Source organism: Micromonospora halophytica, assembly GCF_900090245.1.
In the GTDB taxonomy this organism is placed as follows: domain Bacteria; phylum Actinomycetota; class Actinomycetes; order Mycobacteriales; family Micromonosporaceae; genus Micromonospora; species Micromonospora halophytica.
This window is the reverse complement of the sequence record NZ_FMDN01000032.1, coordinates 1-25,160: the sequence shown is the minus strand read 5'-3', so window position 1 is coordinate 25,160 and position 25,160 is coordinate 1. Positions and strand designations below refer to the sequence as shown.

Here is a 25,160-nt window from a genome sequence, read left to right as displayed (position 1 = left end):
CACTTCCTGAGGAAAACCATGAGAAAGCGACTCTGGGTCGCCGGCGTTGCCCTGCTCACCGCGCTCGCCGCCGTCTTCGCCTTCGTCCAGCCGGCGCACGCCGCGGCCGGGTTCACCGTCTCCGGCGGCAAGCTCTACGACGCCAACGGGGCCGAGTTCGTCATGCGCGGCGTCAACCACGCGCACACCTGGTACCCGCAGCAGACCAGCTCGTTCGCCGACATCAAGGCGCTCGGCGCGAACACCGTCCGGGTGGTGCTGGCCAGCGGCGACCGCTGGACGAAGAACAGCGCCACCGACGTCAGCAACGTGATCTCCCTGTGCAAGGCCAACCGGCTGATCTGCGTGCTGGAGGTGCACGACACCACCGGCTACGGCGAGCAGAGCGGCGCAATCACCCTGGACCGCGCGGTCGACTACTGGCTCAGCATCGCCGGCGCCCTGCAGGGCCAGGAGAAGTACGTCATCGTCAACATCGGCAACGAGCCGTACGGCAACCAGGGTTACGGCACCTGGGCCACCGACACCGCCAACGCGATCAAGCGGCTGCGCGCCAACGGCATCACCCACACGATCATGGTGGACGCGCCCAACTGGGGCCAGGACTGGTCCTTCACCATGCGCGACAACGCCGCCTCGGTGTTCAACGCCGACCCGCAGAAGAACACCGTCTTCTCGATCCACATGTACGGCGTCTTCGACACCGCCGCCGAGGTCAGCGACTACCTGGGCCGGTTCCGCAGCGCCGGGCTGCCCATCGTGGTCGGCGAGTTCGGCCACGACCACTCCGACGGCAACCCCGACGAGGACGCCATCCTGTCGTACAGCCAGGCCAACGGGATCGGCTACCTGGGCTGGTCCTGGAGCGGCAACGGCGGTGGCGTCGAGTACCTGGACATGGCCGTCAACTTCGACCCGGACAACCTGAGCAGCTGGGGTCAGCGGATCTTCAACGGTCCGAACGGGATCAAGCAGACCGCCAGGGAGGCGTCGGTCTACGGCGGCACCACGCCGACCAGCCCCGCGCCCAGCTCCCCGGCCCCGAGCTCACCCGCGCCCAGCTCCCCGGCGCCCACCACGCCGCCGCCCAGCGGTGGCTGCACGGCCATCTACACCATCGTCAACTCGTGGCAGGGCGGCTTCCAGGGTGAGGTCAAGGTGACCGCCGGCAGCTCCGCCATCAACGGCTGGACGGCGAAGTGGACCTTCGCCGACGGCCAGTCGGTCAGCCAGTCCTGGAACGCCACGCTGAGCAGCAGCGGGTCGACCTGGACCGCCCACAACGTCGACTACAACGGCCGGCTCGGCGCCGGTGCCAGCACCAGCTTCGGCTTCATCGGCAGCTGGAACGGCACCAACTCCGTCCCTGCGGTGACCTGCGCCGCGAGCTGAGCACCCCACCGGTGGCCGGGTCCGCGCGGACCCGGCCACCACCCTTTCCGGTACGTCGAGGAGGGTCGGCAGAGCGCCTCCGACGTGTCGTACGCCCTCAGTCGACCGCGACGACCTCCAGCAGCAGCGCCTGCTCCGGGTGCAAGGCCGGCAGTTGAAGCCCCACCGACCCGAGCGCCGCCCCGCCGAGCGTCACGCCGGCCGGCAGCCAGCCCGGCTCGGTCATCTGCAACACGGCCGGCTCCGGCACGCCCTCGGGCAGGCGCACGGCGTAGCGGCGGGACGGGTCGAGCCCGGGCAGCCGGACCGCCCCGGGGACCTGCGCGGCGGAGGTGGCCAGTCGGGACACGGCGTACACCGCGCGGGAGCGGTCGTGGGCGACGACGCCGTGCGCCTGCACGGCCGGGTCCGGGTGGTCGACCCGGACCACCCGGCCGGTGTGCAGCAGCGGTCGGAGCCGCTTGTGCAGCGCCACCCAGGCGGTGAGCTCGGCCCGTTCGGCGGCGCTGACCGACCCGATGTCCCACTCGATGCCGTGGTGGCCGAAGAGCGCGGTGACCGCGCGGAAGCCCAGGTCGTGCACCCGGTGGGTGGTGTGCGAGCGCTCCGGCCCGATGTGCGTGCCGACCAGTTCCGGCGGGAGCAGCAGCCCGGTCCAGCGCTGGATCGACAGCCGCTCCAGGGCGTCGTTGCAGTCGCTGGCCCAGATCCGGTCGGTGCGGCGCAGGATCTCCAGGTCGACCCGGGCCCCGCCGGAGGAGCAGCTCTCGATCTCCAGGTGCGGGTGCCGGCGGCGCAGCTCGTCCAGCAGCCGGTACGCGGCGACGGTCTGCGCGTGCACCCCGGGCCGGCCGGCGTGCCCCGCCTCGGTGAGGTCCCGGTTGTGGTCCCACTTCAGGTACGCGATCCCGGGGTGCCCGGCCAGCAGCGCGTCGAGCCGGTCGAGCAGGTGCGCGTACGCCTGCGGGTGGGCCAGGTCGAGCACCTGCTGGTGCCGCCACTCGGGCGGTAGCCGCCCGGGGGCCTGGAGCACCCAGTCGGGGTGGGCGCGGAACAGGTCCGAGTCGGGGTTGACCATCTCCGGTTCGACCCAGAGCCCGAACTGCATCCCGTGCCCGCGCACGTGGTCGATCAGCGGTTGCAGCCCGTCCGGCCAGACCTCGTCGTCGACGTGCCAGTCGCCGAGCCCGGCCCGGTCGTGCCGCCGGCCGCGGAACCAGCCGTCGTCGAGCACGAACCGTTCCACGCCCACCTCGGCGGCCCGGTCGGCCAGGGCCGCCAGCCGGTCCAGGTCATGGTCGAAGTAGACCGCCTCCCAGACGTTGAGGGTGACCGGCCGGGGTGTGCGGGGGTGCTCGGGGCGGGCCCGCAGGTGGGTGTGGAGCACGTCGCTGAGCCCGTCCAGCCCGGCGGTCGAGTGCACCGCGTAGAGCAGGGGAGTGGCGTACTCCTCGCCGGGGGCGAGCACGATCTCGCCGGGGGTGAGCAGCTCACCGCCGCCCAGGGTGGACTCCCCGGTCGGGCGGCGTTCGGCGACGGTCAGGTGGTCGCCGCTCCACGCGGTGTGCACCGCCCACAGCTCGCCGTGCCCGAAGCCGAAACCGGCGGTGCCCGCCACCAGCAGCAGCGTCGCGTCGTGCCCGGTCCGCCCGTGCCGGCCCTCGCGGACCCAGGCGCCCATCGGCCACGGGTGTCGCTGCGGGGCGCGTTCCCGGCACCAGCGGCCGGTCAGGTCGAGCAGTTCGGTGGCGACGGCCGGCACCGGCAGCACCGGCGTCAGCTCGCGCAGCTCGTAGGGGTGTTCGCCGTCGTTGCGCAGCCGGTGCCGCAGGGTCAGCAGGCCCGCCGGGTCCAGCGTGATCTCGACGGTCAGGGCCAGACCGGCGGCCGGGTCCGCCGCCCGTACCGTCACCCGCGCCGCGCCGGGCCCGCCCCGGGCACCGTCCCCTCGGGATACGACCACCGCGTCACCGCCCGGGGCGGTGCGGCCCGGCTCCGGGGCGGCTGTTCCACCGTCGCCCCGGGCGGCGGTCCCGCCCGACGGCGCGAGCGGTCGGTGCGCCGGGACGTCGTCGTCCACGTCGATCCCGTCGAGGCGGAAGGCGGTGGACCAGTCCTGCCCGTCGCGGTGGCCGGCGAGCCCGGGCCGGCCGCTCCAGCCGGCGCTCGCCTCGGGCAGCAGCGACAGCACGGTCGGCGCGTCGAAGCTGCTCGGCACCACCGGCGCGACGGTCGCCGCGACCAGGGCGGGCAGGTCGTCGGCGGGCAGCGGCCCCAGGTCGGCACCCCAGTGCACGACCCGGGGCAGGCCCTCGCCGCGCGCGTCGAGCACCAGGCTGGTCCGCGCGCGGCGCAGGTGGACGATCGTCATCCCTTGGACGCTCCCAGGGTCAGACCCCGGACGAACTGCTTCTGCAACAGGAAGAAGATCACCAGGGTGGGGATCGCGACCAGCACCGAACCGGCCGAGACGAGGTTGTTGTCGGTGAAGAACTCGCCGCGCAGGTTGTTCAGCGAGCTGGTCACCGGGAACTTGTCGCCGGTGCGCATCAGCACGGTGGCCCAGAAGAACTCGTTGTAGATCCAGGTCACCTCCAGGGTGGCCAGCGCCGCCAGGGCCGGCCGGCACAGCGGCATGGTGACCTGCCAGTACTGCCGCCAGATGCTCGCCCCGTCGACCATCGCCGCCTCGTACAGGTCGCGGGGGAGCGCCTTCATGTAGTTGCTCAGCACGAAGACGCAGAAGCCGCACTGGAAGGCCACGTTGACCAGGATCAGTCCCCAGTAGCTGTCGTAGAGCAACTCCGAGTCGCTCATGAACGCCGGCAGCGGCACCTCGGTGAAGATCCGGAACAGCGGGATGAGCAGCGCCTGCTGGGGCAGCAGGTTCGCCGCGGTGAAGAGGCCGAGCAGGATGATGTTGAGTTTCCAGCTGAACCGGGCGATCACGAACGCCACGCAGGAGGCGAGGAAGAGCGTGAGCAGCACCGCCGGGACGGTGATGTACACCGAGTTGAGGAAGTGCTGGCCGAACTCCGCGGTCCGCCAGGCGGTCACGTAGTTGTCGAACGTCCAGCCGCCGAAGGAGACGTACCCGTTGGCGGCGGTGTAGTCGTACGACCGCAGCGAGGTGAGCACCGCCCAGACGATCGGGAAGAGCCAGCCGAGCGCCATCGCGCCCAGGAACAGGTGCAGTACCACCCGGGCGGGCCGCAGCGGCGCGCGGCGGGGGGTCGGTGCGCCGGCCGCCGGCTCGCGGGTCAACGTCGCGGCGCTCATCGCCGGTCCTCCCTCATGACGACGGCCAGGTAGACGGTGATGAAGACCAGCGAGATGATCAACATGATGGTCGCCAGCGCCGAGCCGAAGCCGATCCGGCTGGCCTCGCCGACCACGTTCGAGGTGACCAGGGCGGAGATCAGCTCCAGTCCGTTGCGCCCCTTGTTGATGACCCAGACCAGGTCGAACGCCCGGAGCGACTCGATCACCGTCACCACCAGCACGATGATGTTGATGGGCCGCATCACCGGGAAGACCACCCGGAAGAACGTGCTGGCCTCCGAGGCGCCGTCGACCGATGCGGCCTCCCGCAGCGACGGGTCGACGCCCTTCAGCCCGGCCAGGTAGAGCAGCATGATGTAGCCGACGTGCCGCCAGCCGGCGGCGAAGAGCACCGCCCAGATGTTGACGTCCGGGTCGCCGTACCAGTCGGTCTGTGTGCCCAGGACGGCGTTGAGCAGGCCCTGGTCGCGGGAGTAGATCAGCTGCCAGACGAAACCGATCAGCGCCAGCGAGAGCACCACCGGCAGGTAGAGCGCGGTCTGGTAGAAGCGGCTGCCGCGGATCTCCTTGTCGAGCAGGACGGCCAGGAACATGCCGATCGGGGTGGCGACCACGAAGAGCGCCGCCAGCCACAGCAGGTTGTTCTGGATCGCCGGCACGAACGGCGGGTAGATGTTGACCACGTCGGAGTAGTTGCGGCCGCCCACCCACTCGATCTCGCTCAGCGGGCCGATGCCGTCCCAACTGGTGCCGGAGAGCGCCACGGTGGCCAGTGCCGGCAGCCAGACCAGGCCGACCACCAGCAGCAGTGGTACGAGCACCATCAGCGTGATCACCACGCGGTCGGTGCGGGACAGGAGCCGTAGCCGGCGGCCGCGACCACCACCCGTGGAGGTGGCGGTCGCGGCCGGCGACGGCACGGCGCGATCCGCTTGGATCAGGGGCAGGTCGGACACGGCGGTCCTCCCCCTCTCGCCGTCAGCTGGTGAAGATGCTCTTCTTCTGGTTCTCGATGCTGTTGACCAGCCCGTCGACGTCGTTCGGGTTCTTGATGAACTGCTGGAGCGCCGGGATGATCACGGTGGAGGCGAAGTCCGGGCGGGTGTCCCGGTCCAGGAACTGGGCGATCTCGGTGGCCGAGCCGACCAGTTCGGCGGCCTTCTTCTGCAGCGCGGTGTAGCCGCTGGTGTCGGCCTGGCTGTTGGCGACCAGGGTGGCCGGATCGATCTTCACGCCGATCTCCGCGGCCTCCTTCGACCCGACGAACTCCAGCAGCTTCTTGGCGTTCGCCTCGGACTTCGGCTTGCGGGCCATCATGTAGCCGTCGATCGGCGCGTCCAGGGCCTTCGCCCCGATCGACGGGTCGATCTCCGGGAAGGTGAAGAAGTCCAGGTCGTCCTGCTCGTCGTTGCTGAACTGCTGGGCGACGAAGAGGCCGAGCAGGTACATGCCGGACTTCTTCTGCTGCAGCGACTGCGCGGCCTCCTGCCAGGTCCGGCCCAGGCTGTCGGGCTGGTGCAGCGGCAGCAGCCCCCGCCAGGTGTCGAAGACCTTCTTCACCTTGTCGGAGGTCCAGGACTCCTTGCCGGCCATCAGGTCGACGTGGAACTGGTAGCCGTTGACCCGCAGGTTGAGGATGTCGAAGGTGCCCATCGCCGGCCAGCCGTCCTTGTCGGCGAAGGCGATCGGGCTGAGGCCGTCCTTCTTCATCTGCGCGCCGAGGGCGTTGAACTGATCCAGTGTGGTCGGCACCTCGTAGCCGTACTGCTTCCACACCGACTTGCGGTAGAAGACCGCCCACGGGTAGTAGGAGGACGGCACGAAGTACTGCTTGCCGTCGTCACCCGTGGATGCCTTCTTGAAAGCGTCCGAGAGACCGGACAGCTTGCCCCACACGTCGCTGACGTCGCCCGCGAGGCCCTTGGCGGCGAAGAACCGCATCCGGTAGCCGGCGAACCACATGAACACGTCGTCCGGCTTGCCCTGCAGGTAGTTGTTGATGTTCTCCTGGTACGTGTTGTGGTCGACCGTGTTGATCTTCGCCTCGATGCCGGACGAGGACTTGAACCCGTCCATGATCTTGGCGATGACGTTCTTCGGCGTCGGGTCGGACTGGTTGGAGCCGAGCGAGACGGTCTTCGAGTCCGAGCTGCCCGACTCGGAGTCGGAGCCGCAGCCGGCCAGCAGGCCGGTGCCGAGCAGCGCGCCCGCGCCGGCCGTGCCGGCGAGCAGGCGACGGCGCCCGATGCCGGCGACGGACGGCGGAACGAGTCGGGCCAGGTACTCGGCCTCGGTGCGGGGACGGGACATGGTGCCTCCTGCGGATGAAGAGGTGCTGCGCCCAAGGGTCGTCAGAAGTGGCGGGGGCCGGTGTCCGCGAATGCCAACATGGATCTCACCGCGATCCAACATTGGCAAACACAAAGTGCCGGTGGCGGTTGAAGCTACCCCTCCGCGCGGCGCTGTCAAGAGGGCAGGTCGGGATCGATACCGCAGTGTTTCCAACGCGGTCCCCGGCGGTAAACGTTGGAAACGTCGGCGATGTTGGAAAGTGTTGACTTGGCGGGCCGGGAGGGGCACGCTCTGCTCTCATGCGACAGCAGGGCACCTGGCAGGGCGACGGCATCTTCTACGGCGCGGACTACAACCCCGAGCAGTGGCCCGAGGAGGTCTGGGCCGAGGACGTGGCGCTGATGCGCCGGGCCGGCGTGGACCTGGTCTCGGTCGGGATCTTCTCCTGGGCGCTGCTCGAACCGGCCCCCGACCGGTACGAATTCGGCTGGCTGGACCGCGCCCTCGACGTCCTGCACGCCGGCGGCGTCAACGTCGACCTGGCCACCGCCACCGCCAGCCCGCCGCCATGGCTGGCCCACCGGCACCCCGAGACGCTGCCCCGCACCGCCGACGGCACGGTCCTCTGGCCCGGCGGCCGGCAGGCGTACTGCCCCAGCTCACCGGTCTTCCGCGAGCGCTCGCTCGCCCTGGTCGAGGCGGTCGCCAACCGGTACGCCGGGCACCCCGCCGTGGTGATGTGGCACGTCTCCAACGAACTGGGCTGCCACAACGTGCACTGCTACTGCGACGTCAGCGCCCAGGCGTTCCGGGGCTGGCTGCGCGCACGCTACGGCGGCCTGGACCGGCTCAACGACGCCTGGGGCACCACCTTCTGGAGCCAGCGGTACCACGACTGGGACGAGATCAACCCGCCACGCACCGCGCCGACCTTCGCCAACCCGACCCAGCAGCTGGACTTCCTGCGCTTCTCCTCCGACGAGCAGCGCGCCCAGCTGCGCGCCGAGCGCGAGGTGCTCAAGCGGTTGGTCCGCCAGCCGGTCACCACGAACTTCATGATCGGCACCGGGATCAAGTACCTGGACTACCACTCCTGGGCCTCCGACGTGGACGTGGTCTCCAACGACCACTACCTCACCGCCGCCGACCCGCAGTCGCACCTCGGGCTGGCGCTGGCCGCCGACCACACCCGAGGTGTGGCCGGCGGCGATCCGTGGCTGCTCATGGAGCACTCCACCAGCGCGGTGAACTGGCAGCCGCGTAACGTCGCCAAGACCCCCGGCCAGCTGCGCCGCAACAGCCTCGCCCACGTCGCGCGCGGCGCCGACGGGGTGCTCTTCTTCCAGTGGCGGGCCTCCCGGGCGGGGGCGGAGAAGTTCCACTCCGCGCTGGTGCCGCACGCCGGCCCGGACACCAAGGTCTTCCGCGAGGTCTGCCGGCTCGGCGCCGACCTGAAGGCCCTCGCCGAGGTGCGGGGCAGCCGGGTCGAGGCCGAAGTGGCGATCCTGTTCGACTTCCAGGCGTGGTGGGGCGTCGAGCTGGACTCGCACCCCAGCGTCGACGTCACCTACGCCGACCGCCTCGAGGCGCTGTACCGCTCGCTGTGGCGGGCCGGCGTCACCACCGACGTCGTGCACCCGTCGACCGACCTCAGCGGCTACAAGCTGGTCCTGGCGCCCACGCTCTACCTGGTCCGCGACGCCGACGCCGAGGCGCTGCACCGGTACGTCGAGGCCGGCGGCACCGTGCTGGTGACGTACTTCAGCGGGATCGTCGACGAGCACGACCACGTCCGGCTGGGCGGCTACCCGGGCGTGTTCCGCGAGCTGCTGGGCATCCGTACCGAGGAGTTCTTCCCGCTGCGCCACGGCGAGGCGGTACGCCTCGACGACGGCGCCACCGCCGACGTCTGGACCGAGTGGCTGCACCCGGAGGGCGCCGAGGTGCTCGCCTCGTACTCCGACGGGCCGCTGCCCGGTGTGCCGGCCCTGACCCGGCACCGGGTCGGCGCCGGCGCGGCCTGGTACCTCGGCACCCGGCTGGACGAGGCGGCGACCGACGGCCTGGTGGCCCGGCTGCTCGCCGAGTCCGGGGCGCGCCCCCCGGTGGTCGGGGCGCCCTCCGGGGTGGAGGTGGTCCGCCGCCGTGCCGCGGACCGCTCCTGGCTGTTCGTGGTCAACCACACCGACGCGGAGGTCCGCCTCGACGTCACCGGCGCCGAGCTGCTCACCGGCACGATCTGCGCCGGCGGGCTGCGGGTGCCGGCCGGTGAGGTGGCCGTGGTCCGCGAGGGGCAGACCGGCGTGGGAGCGATCCCGGCGGCTGAACCGCGCCCGTCCACGGTGGCCTGAGCTGCGTACTGTTTCCCCGTCCGCCCGGTTAGGAGGTTCGATGCTCGCCCAGCAACGGCAGAGCGCCATCCTGGAGCTGATCCGGCAGCGTGGCGGCGTGCGCGTCAGCCACCTGGTCAGCCGCTTCGGGGTCTCCGACATGACGATCCGGCGGGACCTGGAGGTGCTGGCCGAGCGAGGGCTGGTCGACAAGGTGCACGGCGGCGCCACCCTCGCCGGCCCCGGCTCCGCCGAGGAGCCCGGCTTCGCGGCCAAGTCGATCCGTCAGCAGGCGGAGAAACGGGCCATCGTGGAACGTGCCGCCGGCCTGGTCGAGCCCGGGATGGCGGTCGCCCTCTCCGCCGGTACGACCACCGCCGCCCTGGCCACCCGGCTCGCCGAGGTCCGGGGGTTGACCGTGGTGACCAACTCGATCCCGGTCGCCGACGCGCTCTACCAGAACCCCCGCGCCGATCAGACGGTCGTGCTGACCGGCGGCATCCGCACCCCGTCGGACGCGTTGACCGGGCCGGTGGCCGAGGCGGCGATCGGCACGCTCAACGTCGACCTGCTCTTCCTCGGCGTGCACGGCATGAGCCCGCGCACCGGCTTCACCACCCCCAACCTGCTGGAGGCGGCGGTCAACCGGCGGCTGATCAGCGCCGCCCGCCGCCTGGTCGTGCTCGCCGACCACACCAAGTGGGAGACCATCGGCATCGCCACCATCGCCCCGCTGGACGCCGCGGACGTGCTCGTCACCGACGGCAGGCTGCCGCCGGAGGGGCGCCGCCAGATCGGTGAGCAGGTCGGCGAGCTGATCGTCGTCGACGTCGAGTGAGCTGGCCCCGTCGTGCCTCCCAGGCAGTTCCCAGCAGGTCCGGCTAGGGTTCCCGGGGAAACCGTGCGTGCTCCACGGTGGAGCACGCCCACCGTGAAGCGGGAGTTCCGATGGTCTTCAAGAAGATGCTGAGCGCGTTCGGCGTGGGTGGGCCCAGCGTCGACACGGTCCTGGCCAACCCGAACACCCGGCCCGGCCTGATCCTGGACGGCCAGGTCAACCTGGTCGGTGGGGACGCGGCGTCGAACATCGAGCAGATCACCGTGGCCCTGGTGACCCGGGTCGAGATCGAGGGCGGCGACACCGAGTACGCCGGCATCATGGAGTTCCAGCGGATGGCGGTCAGCGGCCCGCTCCAGCTCGCGCCGAAGCAGCAGGTGTCGATCCCGTTCCAGCTGCCGGTGCCGTGGGAGACCCCGATCACGGACGTCTACGGCCAGCGCCTGCACGGCATGACGATGGGTCTGCGTACCGAGCTGGCCATCGCCCGGGCGGTCGACAAGAGCGACCTCGACCAGGTCAACGTCCACCCGCTGCCGGTGCACGAGCGGATCCTGGAGGCCTTCCAGCGCCTCGGCTTCCGGTTCAAGGTCGCCGACCTGGAGCGCGGCCACATCCGGGGCACCCAGCAGACGCTGCCGTTCTACCAGGAGATCGAGTTCTTCGCCGCGCCGCAGTACGCGCAGACCATCACCGAGGTGGAGCTGACCTTCGTGACCACCCCGCACGGTGTCGAGGTGGTCCTGGAGTGCGACAAGCGCGGCGGCTTCCTCAGCGCCGGGCATGACGTCTTCGGTCGCTACCAGGTCTCGCACGCCGACGCCGACCGGCTCGACTGGACGGCTGTCGTCGACGGCTGGCTGCGGGAGACCACCTCCCGCTACGGCAGCCTGCGCGCCTCCGGCTTCGGCGTCCCGCACGGCCACGGCCACGGTCACCGTGGGCCCGGCATGGGCGGCGTGGTCGCCGGAGCGGCGCTCGGTGTGGTCGGCGGCATGATCGCCGGTGAGATGATCGAGGACGCCATCGAGGGTGACTTCGCCGAGGACTGGGGCGGCGACTTCGAGTGAGGACGACGGTGGCCCCCGGGACGGATCCCGGGGGCCACCGTGCTGGTGTTGATCTCGTCGGTCAGTGTCGGGCCTTGCGCTCCTCGCTGCTGCGGAAGTTGCTGCCGGCCTTGGCCAGACCCCGGCTGCCCAGGTAGCCGATGGTCAGCAGCGTGATGAAGAACCAGGCCTGCGGGGCGCGGAAGATGTCCACCCCGACCGAGTTCTTGCCGACCAGGTACGACGCGGCCAGCATACCGATCACCGACGCGATGTAGACCCAGAACTCGGTCGTCGCGAACGACGGCTTCGTCTCCGTGCCCGGGGCCTGCATCGCCTGCTCCCGGTGCCCGTCCTGGTACATCATCGGCATCGGACGGGTCGGCGCCTCGTTCATGGCGGCGCGGTTGGGCATGTCCTGCATCGGCCGGTTGGTGGCCCTGGTGGATGCAGCCTGCGTGCTCATCTGGTCCTCCTCAGGATTTGATGAGTACCTGCACTCCCTCGCCCCGCTACCGCGTATCGGCCACGGCACGGTTCGCGTTCTGTGGCGGGGGCACCCTGGGTCTACCCGAGGGGCCCCGAGAGGTAACACCCCCGGCTGCCCGGATAGTTGGCGGATCCCCGGGCCCGGGCACCGCCGGCGCGACGTGCCCCGCCCGGGGTACGCCCGCCCACCCGTCCCGGGGCCGCCGGTTTGGCCCGCCGGCCGTCGGGCACGCAGGCAGATCCGCGATATCTCTGCGAGGTGATGGACGTGCGTGACGACGACAGGATGCGGGAGTCCGCCCGCCGGGCCGAGGAGCGGCTCACCACCGGTGTGTACGGCGAGGGCGCCCTGGACGAGGTGACGACGCCGCAGACGGACGTGAACCGGGTGCTCCAGGACGAGGACCCGGACGACCCGGCCCACGTCCCGGTCGACCCGCAGGTGCTGCGCGACGGCGGCCCCACCCGTGGTCAGGGCGCGGTCACCACCACCGGCGGCACCGCCGGCCCGGCCAGCGTGCGCCGGCTGGCCCGGCAGCCGGAGCGGCATCCGGGCGTGGTGGCCCCGACCACCACCGGCGACGCCACCACGGGTGGCATGAGCACCCCGGCCGGCGGCTCCACCAGCGACGCCTCCGCCACCGGCGCCCAGGTCGGCAACGTCACCGACGACTGACCACCCCCACCCTCCCGCCCCGGGACGGCGTCCCGCCGGACGCCGCCCCGCCCGCGCGCCTCCGGTTCGTCCCGCTCCCGTCCCGCTTGTCGACCATGAAGTTGTTGTCGCGACACGCCGATGTGGACGACAACAACCTCATGATCAACGGGCCGAGGGTCAGGGGGTGGGGCGGAGGATGCCGAGGCGTTGGGTGGCGCGGGTAAGGGCGACGTAGAGGTCGCTGCGGCCGCGCGGGGACTCTGCGACGATCCGGTCGGGGTCGACCACCAGCACACTGTCGAACTCCAGGCCCTTGGCCTGGTCGACGGTGAGCACCACCACCCGGCTCTCCAGCTCCGGTTGCTCGCCGACGGCCGCCTCGGGCAGCGCGGCCACCACGGCGGCGGCCAGCTCGTCGGCCCGCCCCTGCGGCACGATGACGCCGAGGCGGCCGTCGGCCAGCCCGGCGGCCTCGCGCGCGGTCGCCGCGACCAGCTCGTCGGCGAGCGATCCGTCCTCGACCGCGCGGTCCCACGGCGGTACGCCGCTGGAGCGTACCGAGCGGGGCGGGCGCAGCGCCGGGTCGATCTCGGCGAGTACGTCGGCGGCGACCGCCATGATCTCGGCGGGGGTGCGGTAGCTGACGGTCAGCTCCTCCAGCCGCCAGCGCTGCGCCACGTACGGCTCCAGCGCGTCGGCCCAGGAGGGCGTGCCGGCGAGCGCGCCGGTCTGCGCCACGTCGCCGACGATGGTCATCGACCGACTCGGGCAGCGGCGCATCAGCAACCGCCAGGCCATCGGCGACAGCTCCTGCGCCTCGTCGACGATGACGTGCCCGAACGCCCAGCCCCGGTCGGCGGCGGCCCGCTGTGCGGTGGTCAGCCGGTCGGCCTCCTCCTGCCGCTCCAGCAGCCGGTCGGCGTCGAGCAGGTCGGTGACGCCGAGGATCTCGCCGCCGTCTGCCTCGTCCTCGACGTCGATCGAGCGGGAACCCCGCCAGATCTCCAGCACGCCCTCGGCGTACTCGCGTTGGAAGGCGCGGATCCGCTCGCGGCGCGCGGCGGCGGCCCGCTCGTCCTCGCCGAGCAGTTCGGCGGCCTCGTCCAGCAGCGGCACGTCGGCCGGGGTCCAGCCGCCACCGGGCTCCCGGTGCAGCAGCGTCCGCTCGGCGTCGGTGAGCATCGGTGCCGCGACGGCGATCCGGTCGGCCGAGGCGTACAGGTCGGCGAGCAGGCGCTGCGGGGTGAGCACCGGCCACAGTTCGTCCAGCGCGGCGCGCACCCCGGGCTCGTTCCGCAGCTCCCGGCGGATCTCGGCGCGGTCGGCCTCGGAGAGCAGGTTCTCCCCGCCCAGCGGGTCCGCACCGATCTGCTCGGCGACCTGGTCGGCGAGGGCGTGCACGATCTCGACGTCGAAGAGCGCGCGGGCCAGGTTGTGCGGGCGGCCGGTGCGCCGTACCCGTTCCCGGGCCTCGCGGACGGTCTCCGGGGCCAGCAGCAGCGTCTCCCGTTCGACCTCGATCTCCAGCGGCTCGTCCGGCGCCCACTGCCGGTCGCGGACGGCGGCGGCGAGCACCTCGGTCATCACCGTGCGGCCCTTGAGCGCCGCGGTGCGCGCCGGTTCCGTGCGCCGTGCGCTCACCCCGGGGAAGAGGTCGCCCGGGGTACGCAGCAGCACGCCGGTCTCGGCCAGCGTGGGCAGCACCTGGGAGATGTAGCGCAGGAAGGTGGCGTTCGGGCCGACCAGCAGCACGCCCCGGGTGGAGAGCTCCCGCCGGTGGGTGTAGAGCAGGTACGCCGCCCGGTGCAGCGCCACCGCGGTCTTGCCGGTGCCCGGGCCACCCTGCACCACCAGCACGCCCGGCAGGTCGGCCCGGATGATCCGGTCCTGCTCGACCTGGATGGTTTCCACGATGTCGCGCATCCGCCCGGTACGTCCGGCGTTTAGCGCGGCGAGCAGCGACGCCTCGCCGGTCAGCTCCTCGTGGGCGGTGGGGGAGGCGGTGGCGATGTCCAGCACCTCGTCGTTGAGCCCGGTCACCTTGCGCTGCCGGGTACGCAGGTGCCGCCGACGCCGCACCCCCTGCGGGTTGGCGGCGGTGGCGAGGTAGAACGGCCGCGCGGCGGGGGCGCGCCAGTCCATCAGCAGCGGGTCGAAGTCGCCGCCGGTGTCGAAGATGCCGATCCGGCCGATGTAGCGCCGGGCGCCGTCGGCACCGTCGAGCCGGCCGAAGCAGAGGCCGTTCTCCACGGCGGAGAACTGCTCGACCTGCTCGGCGTACATCCGCACGGAGCTGTCCCGCTGGGACCGGGCCTGCAACGTGCCGCCGGTGGTGCACAACTGCTCGGTGAGCCGCTGGGCGGCCTGCTCGCGCATGCCGTCGAGCTGGCCGTAGAGCATCGAGACGTACTCCTGCTCGCGGCCGATCTCGTCGTCGTCCCGCTGCTGCCTGGCGGACCTGTCGGAGTGCGTTGACAAGCCGTCTCCTCGTCAATTAGAATAACTTCAGGAATGGCATTCGGTGCCATTCCTTTTTTGTGTCTGAACTGAGAAAGATACCGCGCGGCGAGTCGTCCCACCAAGCGTGCCGGGCCCTCCGCGCGGCCACGTCACACCGGTGGCGGGCGGGGGATCAGCGGCGCTTCGTGCAGACCTCGCGGGAGCGGCCCACGCTGTCGGTGGACCACACCACCGCGACCGTGAAGCAGTAGTCGTTGGTGCGGTCCAGGCCGTACACGACGAAGCTCTCCGTCCCGGCGGGCAGTTCCTGGAAGGCGCGGGGCTGCTGACCGGCCCGGCCGCCGGAGACCACGACGGGGCCCTCCGCGCCGGCCGGGTACCGCCAGGACAGGGCGATGTCGCCGCGCCGGTCGTCCAGGGTCACCCGGTCCGGGGGCGTGCCGGGCGCGGTGAGGGCCCCGGTGCTCGGCGGGGCCGTGCCGGGCCCGGTCGACGCGACACCGGGCGGCCCGGTGGGCGGGGCGGCCGGGGGATCGCCGCCGTCGACCCCGGACACCCCGGCGACGACCGCGACGGTGCCGAGCAGCACCACGGCCACCCCGGCCACCACGGCGGGCACTGCCAGGTTGCGGTGCGGGGGCGGCGCGACGTGTCGGGGGACCACGACCGGCAGCAGCCGGGACGGATCGGGGTGCTGCCCGACCCGGTGCACCCCGTCGGCCTCCTCCGGGTATCCGCCGGCCACGGACGCGGGAGCCGGGTCGTACGCCGGATCCGGCGTGGGTTGCGGCGGCCACCGGTCGGCGTCCGGGTCGTAGGGGTACGCGGCGTCGACGTCCTCGGTGGGCAGGCGTTGACCGGGGACCGTGGGCGGGTACGTCTGGTCGCCCGCGGCGGGCCCGACCGGCCAGGCCGGCGGCTCGGGCGGCCCCTCGTCCGGCGGGGCGGTACGCGCCGCGGGCACCACCGGCACCTCCCGCTCCGGTGGCGGCTCGTCGTCGCAGACGTGGTCCGGGTCGGCGGCCGAGCGGGCCAGCGTGGCGACCTGCCGGGCCAGCGGGTCCTCGGCGTCCAGGTGCTGGTGGGCCAGCTCGCGGGCGAGCGCGAGATTGTCCTGCGCCTCGGTGAACCGGCCGCAGTCGCGCTGCATCGCCCCGAGCCGGGCGAGCATCTTGATGCCGCTGGGATGCCCGTCCCCGTAGACCTCCCGGTGCAACTCCCAGGCGTCCTGGAGGCGCTCCCGGGCCTGCGCGCACTGACCCCGGGCGTACTCGACGGTGGCCAGGTCGGCGTGCGCGGCGAGCACCCGCAGCGACTCGGGACCGTCGCGGGCGGTCAGTTCCAGGATCACCTCGGAGTAGAGCCGGGCGGCGCGGGCGTCGCTGCCGACCCGGTGCAGCACGGCCGCCAGGGTGGCCGCGGCGGAGACCGTCCGCTCGTCGGAGCGCCCGTGCAGCCGGGCGGCCGCGGCGTACGCGAAGGCCGCCCAGCCTCGCGCGGAGTGCGGCTCGCCGAGCGCCACCAGCACCCGGGCCTGCAGGCCGGCGGCGTCGGCCAGCTCGGGCGAGGCGTGGTCGGGGCGCGGGTCGGCGTCGGTCAGCGCGTCGGCGAGCAGCCGCTGGGCGCCGGCCAGGTCACCGGCGGACACCAGCTGGTGCGCCTGGAAGGTCAGTTCACCGAAGCCGGAGGACACGCCCCATCGTGCTGGTCCGGCGACGGAATGTACAAGACCCGGAAGTGATCTGATCCGTCGTCAACGCGTCAGGTGCGCGACCAGGGTCTCGCTGATCCGGCGCAGCTGGTCGACCTGGGCGGGGCTGAGCGCGTCGAAGAGGTGGCGGCGGACGCCCTCGACGTGGCCGGGCGCGGCGGCGGCGAGCGTGGCGAACCCGGAGTCGGTGAGCACGGCGATCTGGCCGCGCCGGTCGGTGGGGCACTCCTCGCGCCGGATCCAGCCGGCGGCCTCCAGCCGGGCGGCGGCGTGCGAGAGCCGGCTGCGTGACGAGCCGGTGCTCTCGGCCAGCTCGCTCATCCGCAGCCGTCGCTGCGGAGCCTCGGAGAGCCGGACCAGGATCTCGTAGTAGGCGTGCGGCATCCCGGCGTCGTGCTGCAGCTCGCGGTCGAGGGTCTCCGTCAGCGCGCGTGAGGCGGTCAGGAAGGCTCGCCAGGTCTGCTGCTCGTCGTGGTCCAGCCACCGGGTCATGACGGCTATCATAGCGTCACTAGTTGAAGGCTCAACCAAGCCGCGCTACCGTGGCTCCCATGGGAATCCACCGCCTCAACCACGCCGTCCTCTACGTCGGCGACCTGGAGCGCAGCGTCGCCTTCTACCGTGACGTGCTGGGCTTCCGCCCGGTCGCGATGACCCCGGACGGGTTCGCCGGCGCCGCCTTCCTCCAGGCACCCGACTCCACCAACGACCACGACCTCGGCCTCTTCGAGATCGGCGCCGCCGCCGGCCGGTCCCAGGCCGGCCGCGCCACCGTCGGCCTCTACCACCTCGCCTGGGAGCTGGACACCCTCGACGAACTGGCCCGCACCGCCGAGCGGCTGGCCGCCGCGGGCGCCCTGGTCGGCACCTCCGACCACGGCACCACCAAGAGCCTCTACGGCCAGGACCCCGACGGGCTGGAGTTCGAGATCGTCTGGATCGTCCCGGCCGACCTGCTCGACGACGCCGCGCTGGCCGCCCGCAAGCGCATCGGCCGGCTCGACATCGACCGAGAGCGGCAGCGCTACGGCGGCCAGACCCGCGGCGGGGTGGGGATCTCCGTCCCGGCCTGATCGCCCGTACGGTAGAACGGCAGGATGTCCACCGACGCCGTCCTGCGTGAACTGCTCGTCCGGCAGCTCGACCACTGGCTGCCCGGGGCGATGCACCGCTCCCGACGCGCCACCCTCGCCCTCGCGTACGCCGGCGACCCCGGCACCGCCGAAGCGGCGCTGCGGGTGGTGGCCGAGTTCGCCGACCGGTTCCGGGGCCGGCGGCTGACCGTCCTGGTGCTGGCCGGCGGCGGACCCGACCTGCCCGCCCGGCTGGGCGCGGTCGAAGCCACCCTGCCGGCCGACGTGGCCGTGCACGTGGTGCCCGGCGACCCCTCCCGGCTGCCGGTCGCTCTCAAGGCGGCCGGCGCGGCCGGCGCGCCGCTGCTGGCCCTCGTCGACGGCGCCGCCCCCGAGCCGGCGCTGCGCGCCGTCGCGGCCGGTGGTCGCCCGGCCGAGCTGCTGCTCACCGCCGGGGCGTCCGGCACCCTCCGGCCGGCGCTGGCGGCCGCCGGATTCCCGCTGGTCAGCGAGGTCGAACTGGTCCCCGCCGACGGCTCGGCGGCCCGGATGGTCGCCTTCGGCACCGGGCTGGACAAGAACATGGAGGCGTTCAAGGACACGCTCTGGGCCGTCGACGAGTTCGCCGGGGTGCGCTACCGCGATCCCGCCGACCCGGCCGGCGGGCTGCTCGACATCGCCCTGCACCCCGACCCGGCGCCGCTGCGCCGTGAACTGCTGGCCGAGCTGGCCCGCTCCGGCCCCCGTACGGTCACCGAGCTGCGCCGGCACACCGTCACCGCGACCGCCTACCGGGCCACCGACACGGTCGGCGCGTTGACCGGCCTGCTGCACTCCGGAGCGGTCACCCGCGACCCGGCCGAGGGTCGCCTCGGCGGCGACGTGGTGATCAGCGCCGGGGCCGGCCGGCCAACCGCCTGACCACGTCCGGCTCGACCGGCACGGGGAAGTAGGCGAGCGGAAGGCCGAGCGGGGCGCCGGTGGACCACCGGCGCCCCGCTCGGCCCCGGGACGTCACGCCCGGGACTTGTCCTGCTTCCAGGAGAGCGGCCCCGGCAGGTCGACGCGGTGCGCCTTGGCACGGGAGTTCCAGGACCAGCGACCGATCTTGACGCTCCACGACGAGAAGCCGTTCTCGGTGAAGTTCAGGATGATCGGCCCGTACTTCTTGCGCTTGCGGAACATCAGACCCATGGTGGGGCTCCCTTCGCCTTCCCTGTCTTTCCCCGCCGTCTCGACCTCGAACGTGCCCGGATCGCCGAAATCCGAAACCCGCTCCCGATCCGCCCTGGACGGCGCCGAGGTCCCCGGTGGGCGGAACGTGCCGCGCCGGGCGAACGTGCAGGCAGCCGCGTCGACGCCGAGCCGGCCTGCGGCGCGGTGAGCCCGTGGACTCAGGTGGTGACGGCGACCCGGTCGACGGCGAGCACCCGGGTGACGCTGCCGTCGTCCTCGGTGACGTCGCGCTCGTGGACGAAGCCGAGCTTGGCCAGCAGCGCCAGCGAGGCGTGGTTCTCGGCCGCCACGGTGGCGTACACCCGGGGCAGGTCGAGGGTGTCGAAGCCGTACCGGACCAGGGCGCGGGCCAGTTCGGTGCCGAGGCCGCCGCCCCAGGCCGGCCTCGTCAGGGCGTAGATGATCTCGTGGCCGTCCACCTGGTCGGTCCGCTTGATCTCGGCGTGCCCGACGTACCGGCCGTCGCGGCGTACCGCCCAGACGTCGAAGAGGTCGTTCGCGTACACCGTGCTGAACACCCGCCCGAACAGGGCTGCGGCCTCGGCCGGGGTGAGCGGCCCGTCGCCCATGAACCGGCCCACCTCGGGGTCGGTGAGCAGCGTGACGGCGTCCTCGGCGTCGTCCGGGCGGTAGGGCTCCAGCAGCAACCGGTCGGTGTGCAGGACGGGGGTGGGCATCAGCGCGGCTCCCAGGCGTCGGGCGGAGCCGTCAACCTACGGACGTGCGCCGGGAGGCGGCCCTCTATCTCCGCGAGGCCGAACTCGTCGGGGACCTGCCGCCCCGACCACCCGAATTCGCGGCGGACTCCGCGCCGCGCCCTCGTACCGGACCCGCCCGGCCCGGTGGTCGCCGCGCGCGGACATCGGCCCCCGGGCATCATGCCCGCCCGATGCCGGTGGTCGGCTCGGCGGGCGGGCGGGGCCGGACGATCCGGGGCGGCGGCTCGGCGCGGGCCGCCCGGAAGGCCCCCGGGCTGACCCCGACCTCCCGGGTGAAGAAGCGGCCGAAGTTGGTCGGCTCGGGGAAGCCGAGCCGACGACCGATCCGGGCCACCGGCTCGTCGGTGGCGGCGAGCAGCCGGCTGGCCTGGAGCGCGACCCGCTCGTCGACGACCTGCTTGGCGCTGCGCCCGGTCACCGCCAGGCAGGCCCGGGTGAGGGTACGCACCGAGCAGCCGAGCCGGGCCGCGTAGTCCTCCACCCGGCGGGTGTGCTGATATCCGCGTTCGATCTCGCGGCAGAGCCGGCGGAAGGTGGCCACCTCCGCACGGTGCGCGCCGTCCGCCTCCGGCCCCGCCTTCGCCGGCAGCAGGCCCAGGCGCAGCAGCAGCACGGCGAGCTGGTGGCGCAGCAGCGGGCGGGCGGCCGGGTCGCCCCGGTGCCGGCGGACGTCGACCATCAGCTGGGTCACCTCGTTGATGACCGCGTCCTCGTCCTCGCCGGCGAGCTGGTGGTGGGTGGGGACGGCGTCGGCGTCGACGTCCAGGCCGTGCAGCGCCTCGCCGTGCCAGCGCACCACCGTCGCGTCGAGGCCGGGGGAGCAGCGCAGCACCTGGCCGGGGCGGGCCCGCAGCAGCGTGCCGGGACGGCAGGGCAGGGCGCGGAAGTCCAGCTCGGCGGTGCCGTGGCCGCCGGTGACCAGGATGAGCAGGTCGGCGTCGAGCAGGACCGGGCGGCGCCAGCCGGGCTCGGGCGCAAGGTCGCCGAGGTCGAGCAGGCCGACCTCGGACAGGTCGGGACAGGTTGCCGGGGAGAGCTGACCGGAAGGGACCATCAGCTCGACCGTAGCCCGAGCCGGCCGCGGTCGCATCCCGGCGACGGGACTGCTGTCGCGTACGCGGGGTTGTCCGGGCACCGGGGCCGGGCTACGTTACCGAGCGGTAGGTCCACCGACGCGTGATGGGACGGGCATGACGGAACTGTTCTCGGTCGCCGGCAAGACGGTCCTGGTCACCGGAGGCTCGCGCGGGATCGGGCTGATGATCGCCCGAGGTTTCGTGCAGGCCGGCGCCCGCGTGATCATCTCGTCCCGCAAGGCCGACGTCTGCGAGACGGTGGCCAGGGAACTCTCCGCCGAGGGGCGCTGCGAGGCCATCCCGGCCGACCTCGGCCACGACGAGGGCGCCGAGGGGCTCGCCGCCGCCGTCAGGGAGCGCACCGACCGGCTCGACGTGCTGGTCAACAACGCCGGCGCCACCTGGGGTGCGCCGCTGGAGTCGTACCCGGAGGCCGCATTCGACAAGCTCTGGGCGGTCAACGTCAAGGCCGTCTTCCGGCTCACCACCGCGCTGCTGCCGGCGCTGCGCGCCGCCGCCGCCGGCGCCGACGACCCCGCCCGCGTGATCAACATCGGCTCGATCGACGGCCTCCGCGTGCCGTTCATGGAGGTGTACGCGTACTCGGCCACCAAGGCGGCCGTGCACATGCTGACCCGCAGCCTCGCCCACCAGCTCGCCGGGGAGCACATCACGGTCAACGCCATCGCGCCCGGGCCGTTCGAGAGCAAGATGATGGCCTTCGCCCTGGACGACCCGCAGTCGCGCGCGGCGATCGAGCAGCAGGTGCCGCTGAGGCGGATCGGCCGGCCCGAAGACATGGCCGGGACCGCCATCTACCTGTCGTCCCGGGCCGGGGCGTACCTCACCGGCGCGGTGATCCCGGTCGACGGCGGCATCACCACGCACGGCTGAGCGTGGCCGTCCCGGGTCGGGCGGTGGTCGTACCCGGGAGGAGGCGAGCCGGAGCCGCGCGGACTCGGCAGATCCGCGCGGCTCCGATCGGGTGGTTCAGCGACCGGCGAGCAGCCGGTTCACCGCGGTGTCGACGTCCAGGTGCTCGGCCTCGCGGCCGCGCGGGACGACGACGTACGTCCGCCGCAGGAAGCGCACCAGGACGCTGCGCGGCACCTCGAACAGGGCGTTTCCGTCGGGCGACGACAGCGCCAGCGCGACGAAGTCGCCGCGCGGTGTGGCCCACGGCCAGACCCGGACGTCACCGATCCCGGCCGGCTCGTCGAGGCCGGTGACCAACAGCTCTCGGGCGAAGGACCAGCTCACGGCCTCGCCACCGGCGGATTCGGCGTGGAACAGGACATGGACCGCGTACGGGTCAGCAGGGTCGTAGCGCAGGCTGGCACGCACCGGCAATGCGGTGGCGTCAGGCGCGACGAGCCTTAGCGACGTCTCGACCTCTACGGTCGTCGGTCGGATGACACTCATGGACGTTCTCCCCCCGGCACCGCTGCGGAACGCGCGTGTCCCGCTTTTCCCATACTCAGGTGCTACCTCTGGCTACGCTCCGCCATACGCTGACTTCACCCAGTGGTGGGAAGGGGGTCGGAAACGCCTCCAGAATGTGAAAATTCTTGTAGGATTTCCGGCTCTGCCCAGTGCGGGAGCCCGCCCGAAGTCGGGTGGTTCAGTCGTCGACTTACTCCGGTAACGTCCAGTGGTCTGCGCAAGTGACGGGCCGGGGCGACACTGAGGGGTGAAATGGTCACGAACCGATCCTCAATGGATGTGCGCACCGCGACCGGCTCACCAGAAGTAGGGGTCCGAGCAGCCGAAAGGCGGGGAGACGCGGTGCCGATGGATCAGCCCGACCGGGACGGACGGACGGTCGCCGACGGCCGCTCCGGCCGCCGTCCCGCCTCTTCGCGCCCCGGTCGCCCTGCCGCGACGGGTGGCGCCGGCACCGCCGTGGCCGACCGACCGCGTTCCGGTTGGCGGCAGCGAATCCGCACCACCCTCGACCTGATCCGCGCCAACCCCACCGGCCGGGTCACCCTCAAGATCTTCGTCGCCGTCGCCGGGGCGCTGGTGGTGACCGTAGGCATCGCCCTCATCCCGCTGCCCGGCCCGGGCTGGCTGATCGTGATCGCCGGCCTCGCCATCTGGGCCGTCGAGTTCCACTGGGCGCGACGGCTGCTCGGCTTCACCCGGCGGCACGTGCACAACTGGACGCGATGGGTGACGTCACGATCGCTTCCGGTGCGCTTCGTGCTCGGATCGGTCGGCCTGGTCTTCGTGGCGACCGTGGTGTGGCTGTCGCTCAAGTACAGCCTCGGGATCGACCTGGTGGCGCGGCTGCTGCACTACCTCGCGACGAACTGACCTCGCCTTGACCACTCGTCCGGGACGCGCGGGACCCCGGGTTTTTGGTCCGGTCCCTCGATCAGGTAGAGTCAACGGCGCTGAGGGCGATTAGCTCAGCGGGAGAGCGCTTCGTTCACACCGAAGAGGTCACTGGTTCGATCCCAGTATCGCCCACCGTAGATGTATGCAGGTCAGAAGCCCGTCACCGGAACCAGCGGTAACGGGCTTCTGCCGTGTGACCCCTTAAATTGGGAGCAGATTGGGAGCAGGACGTTCGGCCCGGGTGGCCGATTAGGTAGGCGCGTGCAGGAACGGTGGTACCTGGTGGCGCGCCGACACCTAACGGGTCGTATGCCCCTGCTATCACAGAGCCCCGGGCGTGGCCCGGGGCCCGATCTCGATCGCGCCTAGGATTCGGACACGATGGGGTGCTGCCGCGCGCCGAGGATGTGGCGCGGCATGTGGAGCGAGAGAGTTGAGCGTAGAACCTGAGTTTGGTCACCGGCTTGCGGGGCGATGGGGTGTAGGGCGCTGACCTGGGGTGTTGGGTGTTGGTGGGTTGTTTCTGAGGCACTAATTGGTGTCTTACGCTCGGGTTCGTGGCGTGGATTCGGCGGGTGCGGACGGCCTCGGGCGCGACGGCGGTGCAGATCGCCGAGTCCGTCGGTGGGCGGCGGCGGATCATTGCTCATGTGGGCTCGGCGCATACCGAGGCCGAGTTGGGGTTGCTGATCGCGCGGGCCCGCGAGCTTCTTGCCGATCCTGGGCAGGGTGAGCTTGAGCTGGGTGTCGAGCCGGTCGCGCCGAAGGCGGCCTTGGTCGGCCCGGTCGGTGACGCGGCGTTGTTCCAGGTCGAGAATTCATCGGTGCGTGGGCCGGCGGTGGTCGCCGCGCCGCGGGTGGTGTCGACGGCGTCGCGGGTGCTCTACGACGTGCTGGCCGCAGTGTTCACCACTTTGGGATTCGACGCGGTGGGCGACAAGGTCTTTCGGGATCTGGTGATCGCGCGGATCGTGGAACCGACCTCGATCCGCGACACCGGTCGGGTGCTGATCGACCTGGGCCGTAAGCCGTCCAGCGAGAAGACGATGCGCCGCACCCTGATCCGCGCACACGAGGGCGGCTACCGCGATCAGATCGCACGACTGTGCTTCGCCCACGCCACGGGCAGCGGCGATGTCAGCCTCTGCCTGTACGACGTGACCACGTTGTACTTCGAGGCCGACAAGGAAGACGACCTGCGCAAGGTCGGATACTCCAAGGAACGACGTGTGGACCCGCAGATCGTCGTCGGGCTGCTGGTCGACCGATACGGGTTCCCGTTGGAGATCGGCTGCTTCGAGGGCAACAAGGCCGAGACGTTGACGTTGCTGCCGGTCATCCGCCAGTTCCAGGCCCGCCACCACATCGCGGGCATGGTCATCGTCGCCGACGCCGGCATGCTGTCGGCGACCAACCTGCGCGAACTCGACGAGGCCGGCCTCGGCTTCATCGTCGGTTCACGCACCACCAAGGCGCCGATCGACCTGGAGTCCCACTACCGCTGGCACGGGGACTACTTCACCGACGGACAGATCATCGACACGATCACCCCCCGCACCGGCGCCAACCGGGACAACGACCCCGCCCTCAAAGCCGAGCCGGTGTGGAACCCAGGAACACACCCGTCGGCGTGGCGGGCGGTGTGGTCCTACTCGGCCACCCGCGCCGTCCGGGACAACAAGACCCTCAACGCCCAAGAGGCAAAAGCACGGGCCGTCATCGCCGGGGAGAAGACGACCAGGACCCCGAGATTCGTCACCATCAACGGCACCGCCCGCACCCTCGACGAAGCGTCGCTGGCCAGGGCACGCAAACTCGTCGGACTCAAGGGCTACGTCACCAACATCACCCACAACGTGATGAGCCCTGCCGAGGTGATCTCCAACTACCACGACCTGTGGCACGTCGAGCAGTCCTTCCGCATGTCCAAGACCGACCTCGCCGCCCGACCCATGTTCCACCACACGAAAGACGCCATCGAGGCACACCTGACCATCGTGTTCACCGCCCTGGCCGTGACCCGCGAAGTGCAGACCCGCACCGGACTCGCGATCCGCAACGTCCTGCGTCAGCTACGCCCGCTACGCTCCGCCACCCTCGCGATCAACAACGCCACGCAGACGTTCCCACCCCAGATCGACCCCGAACGACAAGCCATCATCGACGCACTCACCATGGGCGGACCTCGGGCACTAACGAAATGACCGAACTCAGG

At 71.9% G+C, this 25,160-nt stretch carries 22 protein-coding genes and 1 tRNA gene; 11 read left to right on the top strand and 12 right to left on the bottom strand.

The features are described from left to right. Positions 1–18 precede the first annotated feature (18 nt). Positions 19–1,392, top strand: coding sequence for a cellulase family glycosylhydrolase (locus tag GA0070560_RS26360; protein ID WP_091302584.1), 1,374 nt, complete (start codon positions 19–21; stop codon positions 1,390–1,392). A 97-nt stretch (positions 1,393–1,489) separates the two neighbouring features. Here the strand turns inward: GA0070560_RS26360 and GA0070560_RS26355 are convergent, their stop codons facing one another. From GA0070560_RS26355 to GA0070560_RS26340, 4 genes are read right to left on the bottom strand one after another with little or no spacing between them, the layout of a single operon-like run. Further along, complete coding sequence (locus tag GA0070560_RS26355; protein ID WP_091302581.1) at positions 1,490–3,763, bottom strand: alpha-galactosidase; 2,274 nt, start codon at positions 3,761–3,763, stop codon at positions 1,490–1,492. After that, entirely contained in the window at positions 3,760–4,671 is a 912-nt protein-coding gene (locus GA0070560_RS26350; protein WP_091302579.1) for a carbohydrate ABC transporter permease, read from the bottom strand. The genes GA0070560_RS26355 and GA0070560_RS26350 overlap by 4 nt, the downstream gene beginning before the upstream one ends. Further along, positions 4,668–5,630, bottom strand: a complete 963-nt coding sequence (locus GA0070560_RS26345; RefSeq protein ID WP_091302577.1) for a carbohydrate ABC transporter permease — start codon at positions 5,628–5,630, stop codon at positions 4,668–4,670. The genes GA0070560_RS26350 and GA0070560_RS26345 overlap by 4 nt, the downstream gene beginning before the upstream one ends. 22 nt (positions 5,631–5,652) lie before the next feature. Continuing rightward, positions 5,653–6,984 carry an ABC transporter substrate-binding protein gene (locus tag GA0070560_RS26340; protein WP_091302575.1) on the bottom strand — a complete coding sequence of 444 codons (1,332 nt, stop codon included), beginning with the start codon at positions 6,982–6,984 and terminating at the stop codon, positions 5,653–5,655. A gap of 281 nt (positions 6,985–7,265) precedes the next feature. On the opposite strand from GA0070560_RS26340, the gene GA0070560_RS26335 reads away from it, so the two are divergent. The 3 genes from GA0070560_RS26335 to GA0070560_RS26325 all read left to right on the top strand — a co-directional run bounded on the left by GA0070560_RS26335 (position 7,266) and on the right by GA0070560_RS26325 (position 11,204). Beyond that, complete coding sequence (locus GA0070560_RS26335; protein ID WP_091302573.1) at positions 7,266–9,317, top strand: beta-galactosidase; 2,052 nt, start codon at positions 7,266–7,268, stop codon at positions 9,315–9,317. 40 nt (positions 9,318–9,357) lie between these two features. Next, entirely contained in the window at positions 9,358–10,134 is a 777-nt protein-coding gene (locus GA0070560_RS26330) for a DeoR/GlpR family DNA-binding transcription regulator (RefSeq protein WP_091302571.1), read from the top strand. Between the two features lie 110 nt (positions 10,135–10,244). Further along, positions 10,245–11,204, top strand: a complete 960-nt coding sequence (locus GA0070560_RS26325; protein WP_091302570.1) for a sporulation protein — start codon at positions 10,245–10,247, stop codon at positions 11,202–11,204. A 61-nt stretch (positions 11,205–11,265) separates the two neighbouring features. On the opposite strand, the gene GA0070560_RS26320 is transcribed toward GA0070560_RS26325, so the two are convergent. Next, entirely contained in the window at positions 11,266–11,649 is a 384-nt protein-coding gene (locus GA0070560_RS26320) for a hypothetical protein (protein WP_091302568.1), read from the bottom strand. A 291-nt stretch (positions 11,650–11,940) separates the two neighbouring features. On the opposite strand from GA0070560_RS26320, the gene GA0070560_RS26315 reads away from it, so the two are divergent. After that, a complete protein-coding gene (locus GA0070560_RS26315) occupies positions 11,941–12,348 on the top strand; it encodes a hypothetical protein (protein WP_091302620.1) in 408 nt (135 codons plus the stop codon). A gap of 159 nt (positions 12,349–12,507) precedes the next feature. Here GA0070560_RS26315 and GA0070560_RS26310 read toward each other — a convergent pair whose 3' ends face one another. The 3 genes from GA0070560_RS26310 to GA0070560_RS26300 all read right to left on the bottom strand — a co-directional run bounded on the left by GA0070560_RS26310 (position 12,508) and on the right by GA0070560_RS26300 (position 17,002). After that, complete coding sequence (locus tag GA0070560_RS26310; RefSeq protein WP_170839597.1) at positions 12,508–14,730, bottom strand: HelD family protein; 2,223 nt, start codon at positions 14,728–14,730, stop codon at positions 12,508–12,510. Between the two features lie 232 nt (positions 14,731–14,962). Then, positions 14,963–16,483, bottom strand: a complete 1,521-nt coding sequence (locus GA0070560_RS26305; protein ID WP_091302564.1) for a tetratricopeptide repeat protein — start codon at positions 16,481–16,483, stop codon at positions 14,963–14,965. A gap of 60 nt (positions 16,484–16,543) precedes the next feature. Beyond that, a complete protein-coding gene (locus GA0070560_RS26300) occupies positions 16,544–17,002 on the bottom strand; it encodes a MarR family winged helix-turn-helix transcriptional regulator (protein ID WP_091302618.1) in 459 nt (152 codons plus the stop codon). Positions 17,003–17,052: 50 nt separating this feature from the next. On the opposite strand from GA0070560_RS26300, the gene GA0070560_RS26295 reads away from it, so the two are divergent. Beyond that, positions 17,053–17,574 (top strand): VOC family protein, encoded by a 522-nt coding sequence (locus tag GA0070560_RS26295; protein WP_091302562.1) that lies wholly within the window; start codon positions 17,053–17,055, stop codon positions 17,572–17,574. A gap of 24 nt (positions 17,575–17,598) precedes the next feature. Then, a complete protein-coding gene (locus GA0070560_RS26290; RefSeq protein ID WP_091302561.1) occupies positions 17,599–18,495 on the top strand; it encodes a hypothetical protein in 897 nt (298 codons plus the stop codon). 93 nt (positions 18,496–18,588) lie between these two features. On the opposite strand, the gene GA0070560_RS26285 is transcribed toward GA0070560_RS26290, so the two are convergent. From GA0070560_RS26285 to GA0070560_RS26275, 3 genes are all read right to left on the bottom strand, one after another. Next, positions 18,589–18,768, bottom strand: coding sequence for a DUF4236 domain-containing protein (locus tag GA0070560_RS26285; RefSeq protein ID WP_091302559.1), 180 nt, complete (start codon positions 18,766–18,768; stop codon positions 18,589–18,591). 200 nt (positions 18,769–18,968) lie between these two features. Further along, complete coding sequence (locus GA0070560_RS26280) at positions 18,969–19,487, bottom strand: GNAT family N-acetyltransferase (RefSeq protein WP_091302557.1); 519 nt, start codon at positions 19,485–19,487, stop codon at positions 18,969–18,971. Positions 19,488–19,686: 199 nt separating this feature from the next. Beyond that, positions 19,687–20,583 (bottom strand): helix-turn-helix transcriptional regulator, encoded by an 897-nt coding sequence (locus GA0070560_RS26275; RefSeq protein ID WP_091302555.1) that lies wholly within the window; start codon positions 20,581–20,583, stop codon positions 19,687–19,689. Between the two features lie 136 nt (positions 20,584–20,719). On the opposite strand from GA0070560_RS26275, the gene GA0070560_RS26270 reads away from it, so the two are divergent. Beyond that, positions 20,720–21,499 (top strand): glucose 1-dehydrogenase, encoded by a 780-nt coding sequence (locus GA0070560_RS26270; protein ID WP_091302554.1) that lies wholly within the window; start codon positions 20,720–20,722, stop codon positions 21,497–21,499. Between the two features lie 96 nt (positions 21,500–21,595). Here the strand turns inward: GA0070560_RS26270 and GA0070560_RS26265 are convergent, their stop codons facing one another. Beyond that, positions 21,596–22,027, bottom strand: coding sequence for an SsgA family sporulation/cell division regulator (locus tag GA0070560_RS26265; protein ID WP_007457244.1), 432 nt, complete (start codon positions 22,025–22,027; stop codon positions 21,596–21,598). A 294-nt stretch (positions 22,028–22,321) separates the two neighbouring features. Between GA0070560_RS26265 and GA0070560_RS26260 the strand changes: the two genes are divergently transcribed. From GA0070560_RS26260 to GA0070560_RS26250, 3 genes are all read left to right on the top strand, one after another. Continuing rightward, positions 22,322–22,921 (top strand): TIGR02611 family protein, encoded by a 600-nt coding sequence (locus tag GA0070560_RS26260; protein WP_170839594.1) that lies wholly within the window; start codon positions 22,322–22,324, stop codon positions 22,919–22,921. Between the two features lie 84 nt (positions 22,922–23,005). Beyond that, a tRNA-Val gene (locus GA0070560_RS26255) sits at positions 23,006–23,077 on the top strand. A gap of 425 nt (positions 23,078–23,502) precedes the next feature. Beyond that, positions 23,503–25,149, top strand: a complete 1,647-nt coding sequence (locus tag GA0070560_RS26250) for an IS1634 family transposase (protein WP_091297056.1) — start codon at positions 23,503–23,505, stop codon at positions 25,147–25,149. The last annotated feature ends 11 nt before the right edge of the window (positions 25,150–25,160 follow it).